Annotated in this window: 10 protein-coding genes; 7 read left to right on the top strand and 3 right to left on the bottom strand. The window is 74.7% G+C overall.

Annotated elements, in window-relative coordinates; translation table 11 throughout:
* The first annotated feature begins 25 nt into the window (after positions 1-25).
* Complete coding sequence (locus BM048_RS05110) at positions 26-475, top strand: HIT family protein (RefSeq protein ID WP_090031196.1); 450 nt, start codon at positions 26-28, stop codon at positions 473-475.
* 7 nt (positions 476-482) lie between these two features.
* Here the strand turns inward: BM048_RS05110 and BM048_RS05105 are convergent, their stop codons facing one another.
* Positions 483-833: an STAS domain-containing protein gene (locus BM048_RS05105; RefSeq protein ID WP_090031194.1), complete on the bottom strand. Its 351-nt coding sequence runs from the start codon at positions 831-833 to the stop codon at positions 483-485.
* 98 nt (positions 834-931) lie between these two features.
* On the bottom strand, positions 932-1,549 hold the full coding sequence (locus BM048_RS05100) for an alpha/beta hydrolase family protein (RefSeq protein ID WP_239078618.1): 618 nt from the start codon (positions 1,547-1,549) through the stop codon (positions 932-934).
* A 70-nt stretch (positions 1,550-1,619) separates the two neighbouring features.
* Here BM048_RS05100 and BM048_RS05095 point away from each other — a divergent pair, with 70 nt between their 5' ends.
* The 3 genes from BM048_RS05095 to BM048_RS17695 all read left to right on the top strand — a co-directional run bounded on the left by BM048_RS05095 (position 1,620) and on the right by BM048_RS17695 (position 6,484).
* Positions 1,620-3,068 carry a DUF4921 family protein gene (locus BM048_RS05095; RefSeq protein ID WP_239078617.1) on the top strand — a complete coding sequence of 483 codons (1,449 nt, stop codon included), beginning with the start codon at positions 1,620-1,622 and terminating at the stop codon, positions 3,066-3,068.
* 174 nt (positions 3,069-3,242) lie between these two features.
* The gene (locus tag BM048_RS05090; RefSeq protein WP_090031193.1) at positions 3,243-5,828 is read left to right on the top strand and encodes an ATP-dependent Clp protease ATP-binding subunit; all 2,586 of its coding nucleotides are present in this window, start codon (positions 3,243-3,245) and stop codon (positions 5,826-5,828) included.
* Positions 5,829-5,950: 122 nt separating this feature from the next.
* Positions 5,951-6,484, top strand: a complete 534-nt coding sequence (locus BM048_RS17695; RefSeq protein ID WP_139224302.1) for a hypothetical protein — start codon at positions 5,951-5,953, stop codon at positions 6,482-6,484.
* On the opposite strand, the gene BM048_RS05085 is transcribed toward BM048_RS17695, so the two are convergent.
* Entirely contained in the window at positions 6,381-7,904 is a 1,524-nt protein-coding gene (locus BM048_RS05085; protein WP_175499283.1) for a GGDEF domain-containing protein, read from the bottom strand. The two genes, BM048_RS17695 and BM048_RS05085, sit on opposite strands and share 104 nt — an antisense overlap.
* Before the next feature lie 372 nt (positions 7,905-8,276).
* Between BM048_RS05085 and BM048_RS19020 the strand changes: the two genes are divergently transcribed.
* The 3 genes from BM048_RS19020 (at position 8,277) to BM048_RS05065 (ending at position 14,470) form a co-directional block, all read left to right on the top strand.
* A complete protein-coding gene (locus tag BM048_RS19020) occupies positions 8,277-13,286 on the top strand; it encodes a rhamnogalacturonan lyase family protein (protein ID WP_139224301.1) in 5,010 nt (1,669 codons plus the stop codon).
* A 105-nt stretch (positions 13,287-13,391) separates the two neighbouring features.
* Positions 13,392-13,709 carry a DUF2087 domain-containing protein gene (locus tag BM048_RS05070; protein ID WP_090031186.1) on the top strand — a complete coding sequence of 106 codons (318 nt, stop codon included), beginning with the start codon at positions 13,392-13,394 and terminating at the stop codon, positions 13,707-13,709.
* A complete protein-coding gene (locus tag BM048_RS05065; RefSeq protein ID WP_203708689.1) occupies positions 13,706-14,470 on the top strand; it encodes an alpha/beta hydrolase family protein in 765 nt (254 codons plus the stop codon). The genes BM048_RS05070 and BM048_RS05065 overlap by 4 nt, the downstream gene beginning before the upstream one ends.
* Positions 14,471-14,513: the final 43 nt, after the last annotated feature.

Below are 14,513 nucleotides of genomic sequence, written 5' to 3'. Positions count from 1 at the left end.
CAGGACGTCTGGCAGCATCCAGCTCATGGTCGGACCGGGGGTCGCGCCCCAGCACGCCTGCGTCTTCTGCGCCATCGCGGCGGGCCGTGCGGAGGCGAGCGTCGTCCACGAGGACGCGACGGTGGTGGCGTTCATGTCGCTGCACCCCGTGGTGCCGGGGCACCTCCTCGTCGTGCCGCGCCAGCACGTCGTGGGTCTCGAGGACATGGACGTCGTCACGGGCGCCCACGTGTGGTCGGTGGGCCACCGCATGGCCCGCGCGCTCCGGCGATCCCGCCTGCGCTGCGAGGGCATCAATGTCTTCCTCTGCGACGGCGAGGTCGCCTTCCAGACGGTGTTCCACCTCCACCTGCACGTCATCCCGCGCTACACGGGCGACGGCTGGAGGATCCTGCCGGACGAGGTGGAACGGGACCGTTCACTCCTCGACGGCGAGGCGCGAGCGATCAGGGACGCCCTCGCGTCGGAGGGCTGACGCCCGGCTAGATGCGGTCGTGGAGGTCGAAGCGGCTCGTGACCCCGATGAGGTCCAGGAGCGTGCGGACCCGGGGCGGTGTGCCCAGGACCGTGAGGCGCCCACCGCCGGTGTGCTCGCGCAGCCGCAGCAGGAAGGAGACGCCGACGGAGTCGATGTAGGTGAGCTCCTCGGCGTCGACGACGAGGCCGCCCGCGCCGCCGCTGCGCACCACGGCGTCGAGCGCGGCGTCCATCTGCGGCTGGAGACCGGCGTCGACCTCGCCGGTCAGCACGACGACGATGCCGTCGGACGTCCCCGTCCGGGTCGTGACCTCACCGGCAGGGCCGCGGTGGTCGGACGGGGTGGCGGGCGGCATCGGTGCTCCTCTCGGCCTCGACGTCGGACGCGTGCGGGCCGTCCGGGGCAGTAGACCCCGCCCCCGCGGTGGTGGCCACTGGAGGCGGTCCGAGGTCCTCAGGCCTCCGCCCCCCCGTGCCACCAGGACGTCACCGCCGCCACGACGGGCCCGTCCGCCGGTTCGTGCCCGCCGGGCACCGCGACGAGCGTCAGCGGCCCGGGGACCGCGGCCAGGTGCGCGGCCTGCTCGTCCGGCCGGCCGAAGGGGTCGCGCTCGCCGATCACCGCCAGCACCGGCAGGTCCAGGGCCGGCAGGTGCTCGACGCGCAGCCGGTCCGGCCGCCCGGGCGGGTGCAGCGGGTAGGACAGGAGCACCAGGCCCGCGGCTGGCTGCCCCTCGGCGACGGCCATCGACGCCATCCGACCGCCGAAGGACCGCCCGCCGAGCACCAGCCGCTCCGGACCCACGCCCAGCTCGGCGGCCCACCGGTCGGCGACCTCGCGCACGTGCGGGACGGCGACGGCCGCCCGCTCGGGCCCCCGACGACCGGCCGCGCGGCCGGGGAAGTCGACGCGCAGCACGGGCAGCGGCGCGAGCGCGGCCTCGAGGGCGACGAGCGTGCGGTGGTCGCGGTCCGCCCCGGCACCCGGCAGCAGCAGCAGGCCCGCGGCGTCCGGTGCCGGTCCGGCCGTCGGGACGACGCCCTCGTCGGGCCGCGGCGACCTCTGCTCCACGGCCCGAGCCTGCCACGTCGCCCGGTGGGCCCTCCCGTCCTCGGGACGCCTGCTCACCTAGCATGGCCGCGTGGCCGTGCCCGCCCCCGAGCCGCCCGTGGACCCGGCCCCCGCGCCGGTGCCCGGGCCCCGGGGCGTGCCCGACGCCCGCGCCGCGGCGCCCGCCCCGCTCGTCCGGCTGCCGGACGGCACGGTGAAGCAGGTGTCCCCGCTGACCGGGACGGTGGTGTGGACGGTGCCGGGGCGCGCGGAGCGTCCGGTGCCGACCGCCCCCGTCGAGCGGCGCCATCTCGACCCGGCGCGGCGGGACCGGCTGTGCGCCTTCTGCGCCGGCCGCTACGCCGAGACGCCGCCGGAGCGCGCGCGCCTCGTCGCCGGGCCGGAGGGGCCGCGGGTCCTCACGGGCCTGCCGGCGTCGCGCCTGACCGCCACGGTGGCCGAGGTGCGCCGCATCCCCAACCTGTACGCGGTGCTGCCCACGGACTACTGGCGCACCAACCACGGCTACGTGCCGGGTCCCGAGGTCCTCGAGCGGGTGGACGCCTACCTGGCCGAGCCCGAGGGCCGGATGCACGTGATGGCGGTGCTGGCCCGGCGCGAGGCGTCGGCGGGACGGCAGGACTCCTGGCTGCGCTCGCCGGCGGACCAGCGCCGGGCGGCGGCGCTCGAGCTGTTCGCGGGGGCGCACGACCTCGTCGTCGCCCGGCGGCACGTCGTCGACGGCGCCCGGTTCGAGGACGAGCTCGCGGGCGCGGGCACCCTCACGCCCGACGAGCACCACGCCTACGTGGCGATGACGGTCGAGGGGCTGCGCGACGTCTACGAGCGGCAGCCGCACGCCCGCTACGTCGTCGCCTTCCAGAACTGGCTGCGCCCTGCGGGGGCCTCCTTCGACCACCTGCACAAGCAGCTCGTCGCCGTCGACGAGCCCGGTCCGCAGGTGGCCCACGAGACGCGCCTCGTACGCCGCGACCCGGACGTCTACCAGCGCCTCGTCCACCACGCGCGCGCCGAGGGGCTCGTCGTCGCCCGCAACCTGCACGCCGTCGCGGTGGCGGGCGTCGGGCACCCCTTCCCGTCGCTCGAGGTGTACCCCGTGGGCCGCCCGCGGCAGCCGTGGGAGCACTCCGCCGACGAGCTGCGCGGCGTCTCCGACCTGCTGCACGCGCTGCACGCCGCCACGGGCCCGACCGTGCCGACGAACGAGGAGTGGCACCACCGGCCCCCGGGCGTCGACGCGCCCCTCCGCTGGCGCGTCGTCCTCGCGTGGCGGGTGTCGACCCCCGCCGGGTTCGAGGGCGGGACCGGCATCCACGTGAGCACGGTCGACCCCTGGACGGTGCGCGAGCGCGTCGTCGGGGCGCTGCGCGGGCTGCGGGACGCGGGGCTCGTCGCGCCCGTGCAGCTGGGCGACGAGGCCGCCCGCGGCCCCCTCACGCTCCTGCCGCCGCTGCGGCCGTCGGGACCGGCCCCCGCGCGGACGCCGCGGGGACGTGCGGAGCGTGCGCCGGCCCGCTGACGACGTCGACGACGCCAGAAGGGGCCGATCCGCCTGCGGCGAACAACGGCATGGGGGTGGGGGTCCCGCCGTTAGTCTCGAACAACGCCGCCTCGTACCTCGCGGACCGGGCCCTGCCGGGCTCTCGTCGGGGGATCCGCCACGGGGCACGCCGTCGCTCGTGAGGAGTGCTGCATGTTCGAGAGATTCACGGACCGAGCCCGCCGCGTGGTCGTCCTCGCCCAGGAAGAGGCGCGGATGCTCAACCACAACTACATCGGGACCGAGCACATCCTCCTGGGCCTGATCCACGAGGGCGAGGGTGTCGCGGCCAAGGCCCTGGAGTCGCTCGGCATCTCGCTCGACGCGGTCCGCGCCCAGGTCCAGGAGATCATCGGTGAGGGCACGCAGGCGCCGTCGGGGCACATCCCCTTCACGCCGCGCGCGAAGAAGGTCCTCGAGCTGTCCCTGCGCGAGGCGCTGCAGCTCGGCCACAACTACATCGGGACCGAGCACATCCTGCTCGGCCTCATCCGCGAGGGTGAGGGCGTCGCCGCCCAGGTCCTCAACAAGCTCGGCGCCGACCTCAACCGCGTGCGCCAGACCGTCATCCAGCTGCTGTCGGGCTACCAGGGCAAGGAGCCCGTGGCGGCCGGCGGCCCCGCGGAGGGCCAGCCCTCGGGCTCGGCCGTGCTCGACCAGTTCGGGCGCAACCTCACGCAGGCCGCGCGCGACGGCAAGCTCGACCCGGTCATCGGGCGCGCCAAGGAGATCGAGCGCGTCATGCAGGTCCTGTCGCGCCGGACGAAGAACAACCCCGTCCTCATCGGCGAGCCCGGCGTCGGCAAGACCGCCGTCGTCGAGGGCCTGGCGCAGGACATCGTCCGCGGCGACGTGCCGGAGACGCTGAAGGACAAGCAGCTCTACACGCTGGACCTCGGCGCGCTCGTCGCCGGCTCCCGCTACCGCGGCGACTTCGAGGAGCGCCTGAAGAAGGTGCTCAAGGAGATCCGCACCCGCGGCGACATCATCCTGTTCATCGACGAGATCCACACGCTCGTCGGGGCGGGTGCCGCCGAGGGCGCGATCGACGCCGCCAGCATCCTCAAGCCGATGCTGGCCCGCGGCGAGCTGCAGACGGTCGGCGCCACGACGCTCGACGAGTACCGCAAGTACGTCGAGAAGGACCCGGCCCTCGAGCGGCGCTTCCAGCCGATCCAGGTCTCGGAGCCGTCGCTAACGCACGCCATCGAGATCCTCAAGGGCCTGCGCGACCGGTACGAGGCGCACCACCGCGTCTCCATCACCGACGCCGCGCTCGTCGCCGCCGCCACGCTGGCCGACCGGTACGTCAACGACCGGTACCTGCCGGACAAGGCGATCGACCTCGTCGACGAGGCGGGCGCGCGCCTGCGCATCCGTCGCATGACGGCCCCGCCGGAGCTGCGCGAGCTCGACGAGCAGATCGCCGAGACGCGCCGCGACAAGGAGTCGGCGATCGACGAGCAGGACTTCGAGAAGGCCGCGCGCCTGCGCGACCAGGAGAAGCAGCTCGGCCTCAAGCGCGCCGAGAAGGAGAAGGCCTGGAAGAACGGCGACCTGGACGCCGTCGCCGAGGTCGACGAGGAGCTCATCGCCGAGGTGCTGGCCAACGCCACGGGCATCCCGGTCTTCAAGCTCACCGAGGAGGAGTCCAGCCGGCTGCTCCACATGGAGGACAACCTGCACAAGCGCGTGGTGGGCCAGGACGCGGCCATCAAGTCGCTCTCGCAGGCCATCCGCCGCACGCGTGCCGGCCTCAAGGACCCCAAGCGCCCCGGCGGCTCGTTCATCTTCGCCGGCCCCACCGGTGTCGGGAAGACCGAGCTGGCCAAGGCTCTCGCGGAGTTCCTGTTCGGCGACGAGGACGCCCTCATCCAGCTCGACATGTCGGAGTTCAGCGAGAAGCACACCGTCTCGCGGCTCTTCGGCTCGCCCCCCGGCTACGTCGGGTACGACGAGGGTGGCCAGCTCACCGAGAAGGTGCGCCGCCGGCCGTTCTCCGTCGTCCTGTTCGACGAGGTCGAGAAGGCGCACGCGGACATCTTCAACTCGCTGCTGCAGATCCTCGAGGACGGTCGCCTGACCGACTCGCAGGGCCGGGTGGTCGACTTCAAGAACACCGTCATCATCATGACCACGAACCTCGGCACGCGGGACATCGCCAAGGGCGTCATGACCGGCTTCCAGGCCGGCGGCGACCTGTCGACGTCCTACGACCGGATGAAGGTCAAGGTCAACGAGGAGCTCAAGCAGCACTTCCGCCCCGAGTTCCTCAACCGCGTCGACGACGTGGTGGTCTTCCCGCAGCTCTCGCAGCCGGAGATCTTCCAGATCGTCGACCTCATGATCGCCAAGCTCGACAAGCGCCTGCGCGACAAGGACATGGGCATCACGCTCACCGACGAGGCCAAGCGCCTGCTGTCGGAGAAGGGCTACGACCCGGTCCTCGGCGCCCGGCCGCTGCGCCGCGCGATCCAGCGGGAGATCGAGGACGTCCTGTCCGAGAAGATCCTGTTCGGCGAGATCAAGGCCGGCGAGATGGTCGTCGTGGACGCGCAGGGGGAGGGCCTCCTCGGGGAGTTCATCTTCCGGTCCGAGCCCCGCGGCTCGCTCGTGAAGGAGCCGGTCGGCGTCGGCGCGAGCATCGGCACGCCGGGCTCCGGCACCGACCTGCCGGCGGCCCCGCCGATCTCGCAGGCCGGCGACGGCGGCACGGGCACGCTCCCGCAGCTCGGCTGAGGCCCTCGCGGCACGACGGACGCCCCGTCCTCCTCACGGAGGGCGGGGCGTCCGTCGTCCGGCGGGCACCCACCGTGCGGTGGGTCGCTGCCGCGAGAGGTGGGGTCGGGCATGCTGACGCCGTGGAGCGTGCGGAGGCTGCGTCGCGGGCGGCGGCTCCGCGACCTGGTGACGGCTGGACGCGCGGGCGGCAGCGGGACCTGGCCGCCCCGGCGCGGGCGTGGCCGGTCACGTTCGCGGTGCTCGTGCTCGGTGGCCTGCTCGCGCTCGTCGACGGCTACGCCGCCTTCATCGGCACGGCCTCGTTCCTGGGCTCGACGCCCACACCGCAGGACGCGCTGCGGGCGAGCGCGACGTGCCTGACGGGCCTGTTGGCGCTGGCCGCCATGGCCGTCCTCGCGCTGCTGCACGGGTCCCGCTGGGGCCTGGTCCTGCTCGCGCTGCCCGCGGCCGTCCTGCTGGCGTTCGGTGGAGGGCTGCCGGGGGTGCACGTCGTCAACGCCCCGCCGGGCGGGCCGGGCCTGGACGCCCTCAAGGGTGAGGGCACCGGGCTCAACTGGACGGTGACGGTGCTCGCGCTGGCCGGGGTCGGGGCAACGCTCCTGGTCCGTCGGCGTCGGCGGACGCGGGACCGGCCGCCGGGCGGGCGCCGCTGACTGCGGTGCCCGGCGCCCGCCCGGCCGGCTGGACGGCCACGACCAGCCGGTTGCGGCCGCCGGTCTTGGCGGCGTAGAGCGCCTCGTCGGCGCGGCGCAGCAGGGTGGAGGGGTCCTCGGTCCCGTCCCAGCGGGCCACGCCCACCGAGCACGTCTGGTCGTCGGGGACGAGCGTCCGGAGGCCGTCGAGGACGGCGACGGCCTCCTCCGCGCACGGGCCCGGCAGGAGGACGGCGAACTCCTCGCCACCCCACCGCGCGAGCACGCCGCGGTTCCCGAGGGCGTCGCCCCACGCGGCCGTGACCGCCTTGAGCAGGGCGTCGCCGGCCTGGTGGCCGCGGGAGTCGTTGTAGGCCTTGAAGTGGTCGAGGTCGAGCAGCCCGACGACGAGCGAGGTGCCGTCCCGCAGGGCGGTAGCGCACGCGCGCGACAGCTCGTGGTCCCACGTGCGACGGTTCGCGATCCCGGTGAGCGGGTCGGTCCGGGCCAGCGCCGCGAGCTGCACGGCCTGCGACCGGTTCTGCTGCAGGAGCGTCCAGATCCGGGCGACGACGAGGGCGACCAGGACGAGCGAGCCCGCGGCCAGGAGCGCGACCGTCGACATCTCCGACCGCGCCGCCTCCACCAGGAGGAGCACGGACGGCAGCATCGCCGCCAGCGCCAGCGTGGCCAGGCGCGGGACGGTCAGGCCGAGCGTGCTGCGCGGCTTCTTCTCGGCCAGGGACGGCGCCGAGGCACTCCAGGCCGCCGCCGCGAGCAGGACGTAGAAGAGCTGCCACAGGACGTTGGCGCCGCGCGGCGAGGCGTCGTCGCCCGTGGTCAGCTGCACCACGTTCATGACGACGTCGGCGCCCAGCTCGGCGGCCGTCGCGGCGACGAGCAGCCAGAACGCCGCGGTCCGCTTGGCCGGACCCGTGAGCATCCGGGCCAGCAGGTGCACGAGCAGGATGTCGATGGTCGGGTACGCGCACGCGAGCACCCGGTCCCGGAGGACGGCCGTGCCGTCGGAGGCGAGCGGCACGATGAGCACCACGCCCCACACGGTCGCCGCGCTGACGGTCACGATCGTGGCGTCGAGCAGCCCCGAGCGGTGGCCGGCCCCGCGCGGCCGCGAGAAGCCGACGTACCCGGCGGCCAGGGGCAGGAAGGCGAGCAGGTAGAGGACGTCGGCCGGCGTCGGCCACGCGACGGACCCGGCCAGGCCGAGACCCCACTGCAGCAGCTCGCCGGCCAGCAGCATGACCTGGGCGACGAGGATCGCCCGCCACGGCCCCCGGCGGGCGGGCGGGACGCGCCGGACGCCGGCGGCGAGGAGCGCCGTGGCGCCGACCACCGGCAGCAGGTACAGCGTCGAGGCGAGGTCCCCGGCGGGGTCCGGCACGGCGGACATCGCGACGAGCACGAGCAGGGTGAGCAGCACCAGCGACACGCCACGCGACGGCAGGCGTGGCGGTACCGCCACGGGCCGCGGGCGCGCAGGGGTACCGGTCACGTCCTGGTCGTCGGCAGGTCGACCGCCCCGCGTGAGCGGTGCGGCTCGTGTCTCACCCTTCGGGACCTGGGGTGCGGCACGCGGTGGTGACGGATCTCCTCCAACGGGCGGGCGAGCGCTTTCCACCATGCGGCACGGGTGTTGACGTGCGGCACAGCCGACGCCTAGGAAGAGACGTCCCCGATCCCGACGAGGCGGTCGCCCGGACGTCTGAAACGTTGCAACCCGCGCATCGCCGCACGGGGTACGTCCAGCGCCGAGCGCCCGTCGGGACCCCTCGACGACGAGACGAAGGTGACCATGACCCACCCCCACCCGACCCCGCCGGACGTGCGGCGTCGCCGATCGCGCTGGACGGCGGCGCTGGCGGCAGCGCTGGTGGCGACGACCTGCACGCCCGCGATGGCGGCACCGGCGCTGCGGGCGGCGCCGGTGGCCGCCGCCACGACCACGTCCACCCTCGTCGCGCCGACAGCCCTGCGCATGGCGCACGTGACAGCCGACGCGGTCCACCTGCGCTGGGACGAGGTACCCGGCGCCACGGGCTACGTGCTGAGCCGGGCGGAGAGCCCCGAGGGGCCCTTCGTGGACGTCGCCACGACCTCCGGCGACGTGTTCGTCACCGACGTCGTCAGCACGGCGGTCCCGCACTGGTACCGCGTGCAGGCGCGGGACGCCGCGGGTGCCGGCGCATCGTCCGCCATCGCGGTGAGCAGCCTGTCCGTGCCGGCGCCCCCGGTGCCGGCGGAAGGTCTGCGCTTCGACCTCGGCCCCGGTCCCGCTGCACCGGGGTTCGTCGGCCTCGGCGCCCGCACGGTCTGGACCGCGGAGCGCCGCTACGGGTTCGTCGACACCGCGGCCGTCACCGACGTGGACCGCGGGGGCGCGGACCAGCTGCGCGGTGACCACGTCCTCGTCGGCGACACCGAGCTCGTCGTCGACCTGCCGCCCGGGGACTACCGCGTCGACCTCGTCGCCGGGGACCCGCAGGCCGCGACGGACGTCTCGCTCACGGCCGAGCAGGTCGTCAAGGTCCAGCCCACGGCGAGACCGGCGGGCCAGTACCTGGAGATGTCCTTCGACATCGCGCTCGTCGACGGGCAGCTCAACCTCGACCTCGGCGGGACGGCGCCCCGGCTCGCCGCGCTGTCGATCACCCCGACGACCCCCCGCACGGCAGGCCAGGAGCCGACCCTGTGGATCACGGGCGACTCCACGGTCCAGACGTACACCGCCGACTACGTCCCGCAGGCGGGCTGGGGCCAGATGATCAGCCGCTTCCTCGACGACGGCGTGGGCGTCGAGAACCGCGCGATCGGCGGCCGCTCGTCGAAGAACTTCATCTCCCAGGGCCGCCTGGACGAGGTGCTGCGGCAGGTGCGGCCCGGCGACTACCTGTTCGCCCAGTTCGGCCACAACGACAACAGCTACGGCGTCGACGACCGCTTCGCCGCGCCCGCCGACTACGCGAACTACCTGCGGACCTTCGTCGAGGGCGCACGCCAGCGCGGCGCGACCCCGGTGCTCGTCACGCCCGTCTCCCGCCGGAGCTTCGCGGCCGACGGGACGGCGAACGTCTCGTTCCCCGCGTACGTCGACGCCGCGAAGGCACTGGCGGCGGAGACCGGCACCCCGCTGGTGGACCTGTCGGCCTCCAGCCGCGAGTACCTCACGCAGATCGGGCCGGAGGAGGCGAAGTCGGTCTTCCTCTGGGTGCCGGCGGGCGTCTACTCGAACCGCCCGACGGGGACGCAGGACGACACGCACTTCCAGGAGTACGGCGCCATCCAGATGGCGCGTCTCGTCGCCGGTGGCGTGCAGGCGCTCGACGACCCGCTGGCGGCGCACGTCGCAGGCGCGCAGCTGCCCGACGAGGTGCCGGCCACGCCGACGGGCGTCGTGGCCGGGGCCGTCTCGAGCTCCGGCGCGAGCCTCACCTGGCCGGCGGTGGAGGGCGCGGACATCTACAAGGTGTTCAGCAAGCCGGCCGCGGCCGGCGACGAGGCCTGGGCCCTGGTCACCACGTCGACGCTGCCCCAGGCCGCCGTCACGGGGCTGACCGAGGGCGGCACCTACGACCTGCGCGTCGTCGCGGTCAACGGGCGCGGGCCGTCGGCCCCGTCGGCGGCCGTGCGGATCACGACGAAGGCGCCGGTGCTGCGGCTCGACGTGCAGCTGGCCGGCAACGTGCTCATGCCCGGCTACGCCGAGCTGAGCGAGAGGACCGTCTACACGGAGGAGCGCGGCTGGGGCTGGAAGGACGTCACGGGTCTCGGCGGCCGCGACCGCGGGATCGGCTTCACCCCGCCGCCCACCGCCCTCGAGCGCGACTTCCTCCTGCCGGGGCCGGGTCACGAGCTGCTCGTCGACGTGCCCAACGGCACGTACGCCGTGAAGACCTGGAACGGCGACTGGATCGGCACCAGCCGGTCCAACGTGCAGATCGAGGGGCGCGACTTCGGCGCCGCCAACGCGGGCCGCGCGTCGGTGGCGCAGAAGACGAGCCAGCCGGTGATGGTCACCGACGGGCAGATCAACCTCGTGATGACGGGCTCGTCGTCCCGCCTCAACGGCGTGGAGGTGACGCCCCTGCTGCTGGCGCCGGGTGCGCTCACGCTGTCGGACCTGACCATCGACGGCACCGCGGTGTCCGTGGGCCTGTCCTGGACCGGCAGCCCGGACGCGCAGGGCTACCGCGTGCTGCGGACCGCCGCCGGCGGGGCCGCCCAGGCCGTCGGGGAGGTGGCCGGGACGACGTTCGTCGACACGACCGCCGACGTCGGCCAGACGTACACCTACACCGTCGTCGCGCTCGACCCCGTCGGGACGCAGTCGGTCCCGTCCGCGGCGCTCGAGGTCGTCACCGTCGACCCCGACGTCGCCGTGCCCGCGGTCCCCCAGGGGCTCGCGGTCGGCGCCGTGGGCAAGAACGAGGTCCCGCTGACGTGGGACCCGGTCGAGGACGCGCTCTTCTACCTCGTCCACAGGCTCGACGAGCGGGTGGGTGAGGACGACGTGTGGGAGCAGGTCGGCCGCGCCACCGAGGCCCGCTGGACCGACACCGGGGTGCTCACCACCGTCGGTTTCACCTATGCGGTGACGGCGGTCAACGCCGGCGGCGCCTCCGCGCGCTCGGTGTCCGTGACGTCCGACGCGCCGACGCGGCTGTCCCGGCAGGCGGAGCGGCTGGACCGCGCGCCCGTGGCCGTCGACACGGCGGACGGGGTCTACGTGGGCTGGCGCCTGCTGGGCGACGACCCGCAGGCCCTCGGGTTCCACGTCTACCGGGACGGCCGCCGCATCACGGCGGCACCCGTGACCGCGTCGACGAACCTGCTGGACGCCGACGGCACCGCGGCGTCGACCTACCGCGTCGCGACCGTCGTGGACGGGATCGAGCGGTGGGCGACCGCGCCGTTCGTCGTGCAGGACGCGCAGACGCTCGACGTGCCGCTCGACAAGCCTGCCGACGCCGTCACGAAGGACGGCCAGCCCTACTCCTACCGGGCCAACGACGCGAGCGTCGGGGACCTGGACGGTGACGGGCAGTACGAGCTCGTCCTGAAGTGGGACCCGACGAACAGCAGGGACAACTCCCAGGCGGGGTACACCGGCACGGTCTACGTCGACGCCTACCGGCTGGACGGGACGCGCCTGTGGCGGATCGACCTCGGGGACAACATCCGCGCCGGCGCGCACTACACGCAGGTGCAGGTCTTCGACTACGACGGCGACGGCCGGGCGGAGGTGGTCATGAAGACCGCCGACGGCACGGTGGACGGCACCGGCACGGTGATCGGCGACCCGCGCGCCGACCACCGCAACTCCTCGGGCTACGTCCTCACCGGGCCGGAGTTCCTCACGGTCTTCGACGGTGCGACGGGCGCCGCGCTCGACACGGTCGACTACACCCCGGCCCGCGGTGACGTGGGCGCCTGGGGCGACACGTACGGCAACCGCGTCGACCGCTTCCTGGCCGGCACCGCATACCTCGACGGGGAGCACCCCAGCGTCCTGGCGGCCCGCGGGTACTACACCCGGATGGTCGTGGCGGCCTACGACTGGGACGGGAGGGAGCTGACGCGCCGGTGGGTGTTCGACACCGACGAGGCGGGCGAGGAGTACGAGCACCAGGGCAACCACAACCTGTCCGTGGCGGACGTGGACGGCGACCAGAAGGACGAGGTCGTCTACGGCTCGCTCACGATCGACGACGACGGCGAGGTCCGGTACAGCACCGGGCTCGGCCACGGCGACGCGCTGCACGTGTCCGACTTCGACCCGGCGCGCCCGGGCCTCGAGGTGTTCGCCGCGCACGAGGACATGGGATCGTCGGGCAACCGCGGGGCCACCTACCGCGACGCCGCCACGGGCGAGGTGCTGTGGAGCATCCCGGCCACCCGCGACACCGGGCGCGCCGCGATGGCGGACGTCGACGGCGCCCACCCCGGCGCCGAGGGCTGGGCGATCGGAGGCGACGCGGCGTGGAACTCGCGCGTCGGGGAGCTGCGGGCGGCGGACGGGACCGTGCTCTCGACGAGCATCCCGGCCGCGAACTTCCTCACCTGGTGGGACGGCGACCTCCTGCGGGAGATCGGCGACCACGACTACAGCGACGCCCTCGGCGCCGGTGTGCCGACCATCGGCAAGTGGGACACGGGGGCCGGTGCGACCGACGAGGTCTACCGCGCCACCGGGACCCTGTCCGCCAACGGCACGAAGGGCACGCCCGCACTGCAGGCGGACCTGCTCGGCGACTGGCGCGAGGAGCTCGTGACGCGCACGGACGACTCGACCGCGCTGCGCATCGCCACCACGGTGGACGTGACGGAGCACCGGCTGCGGACGCTCGTGTCCGACCCGGTCTACCGGCTCGGCGTCGCCTGGCAGAACACGGGCTACAACCAGCCCCCGCACACGTCCTACTTCCTGGGCGAGGGCATGGAGACGCCTGCGCCGCCGCGGCTGGCCTTCACGGCTGACGCCCCGGCGGCCGAGCGGGTGCCCGGTCCGGCGACACGTGCGCCCGCCGTGGCCAAGCTGTCCCACGACAACGCGGCGGACCAGGACGGCAGCTACACCGTCACGGTGGACGTGGGCCGCGGCGGGCAGAACGCCCAGACCGTCGTCCTCCTCGAGGACGGCCGCGAGGTCGCGCGGCGGGACGTCGTGGATGCGACGCCGGCGGCACAGGTGGTGCGCTTCGCGCTCACGGGCCGGTCGAAGGGTGACCACGTCTACACCGCGGTGCTGAGCAACCGGCACGGGTCGACGACGAGCAAGGCGGTGACGGTCAAGGTCAAGAGGTGACCCGACCGGTCACCCCGACGGGGTGACGCCGGCCCGGGCCCGGGTGCTGCCGCTGCGGCGGTGGTGCCCGGGCCCGCGGCGTGCCGGTCGACGTACGCTCGTCGGGTGCCCCGGGACCGCGACGAGATCATCGCCGACCCCCTCGCCCCGGCGCGGCCGCCGGTGCGCTTCCTCGTCAAGGGCCGGGTCGAGGCCCTGCCGCGGCGGCGGGCGGACAAGGACCAGGTGCTGAGCTGGGTCGTCGCGCAGCTCGTGCCCGTGCACGACCCCGTCGACGAGCGGACCCTCACCGACCGGCTCGCCGGGCTCGTGCGCGACCCGGTCGGGATCCGCCGCGAGCTGGTCGACGCGGGTCTCCTCCGCCGGACGCGCGACGGGGCCGAGTACTGGCGCACGCTGGTGACGGAGTACGACGCCCTGTGACGGGCCCCGCCGTCCACCGGTACGGCCCCGACCCCGACCAGCACGCCGAGCTGTGGCTGCCCGCGGACGGCGGGACGCCGCGCGGGGTCGTCGTGGTGGTGCACGGCGGCTTCTGGCGGGCGCGGTACGACCTCTCGCTCGGCCGGCCGCCGGCGGCCTCCCTCGTCGCGCACGGGTGGGCGGCCTGGAACCTGGAGTACCGGCGGGAGCGGGGTGCGGCCGCCACGCTGGCCGACGTGGCAGCCGGGGTCGACGCGCTCGCGGACGTGCCCGGCCTGGCGGCGCTGCACGCGGAGGGTCGGCCCGTCGTCGTGCTCGGGCACTCCGCGGGCGGGCACCTGGCCGCGTGGGTGGCGGGCGCCCGGCGGCTGCCGGACGGCGGGACGACCGGCACCGCACGGGTGGCCGTGACCGGGGTCGTCAGCCAGGCGGGCGTGCTCGACCTGGCGACCGCGCACGTGCAGGGCCTGGGGGGCGGGGCGGTGGCCGACTTCCTGGGGCGGCCGCCGCGACGGGACGACGAGCCCGTCGACCCGATGGCGGAGGCGCCGCTCGCCGTCCCGGTGCGGTGCGTGCACGGGGTCGCCGACGACGTCGTGCCTCCGGCGCAGTCCGAGGCGTACGTCGCCCGCGCCGGGAGGCTCGGCGGCGACGCGGCGCTCGTCGCCGTCCCCGGGGGGCACATGGACCTCGTCGACCCCCGCACCGCCGCGTGGGACCGCACGCTCGGGCTGCTCGAGGGGCTGGCCGGGTTGTCCTGAGCCGTCCCCAGCCCCGCTCCCGGATCCCGTTTGCAACGATTCA

The sequence above is a fragment of the Cellulomonas marina genome, assembly GCF_900111925.1.
Taxonomy (GTDB): domain Bacteria; phylum Actinomycetota; class Actinomycetes; order Actinomycetales; family Cellulomonadaceae; genus Cellulomonas; species Cellulomonas marina.
This window is presented reverse-complemented; position numbering and strand designations above follow the sequence as displayed.

Bases quoted from the DNA above. Each gene is read 5' to 3' on its own strand.
- BM048_RS05110 (WP_090031196.1), top strand. From the start codon at position 26: ATGGTCGGACCGGGGGTCGCGCCCCAGCACGCCTGCGTCTTCTGCGCC.
- BM048_RS05105 (WP_090031194.1), bottom strand. From the start codon at position 833: ATGCCGCCCGCCACCCCGTCCGACCACCGCGGCCCTGCCGGTGAGGTC.
- BM048_RS19020 (WP_139224301.1), top strand. From the start codon at position 8,277: ATGACCCACCCCCACCCGACCCCGCCGGACGTGCGGCGTCGCCGATCG.
- BM048_RS05090 (WP_090031193.1), top strand. From the start codon at position 3,243: ATGTTCGAGAGATTCACGGACCGAGCCCGCCGCGTGGTCGTCCTCGCC.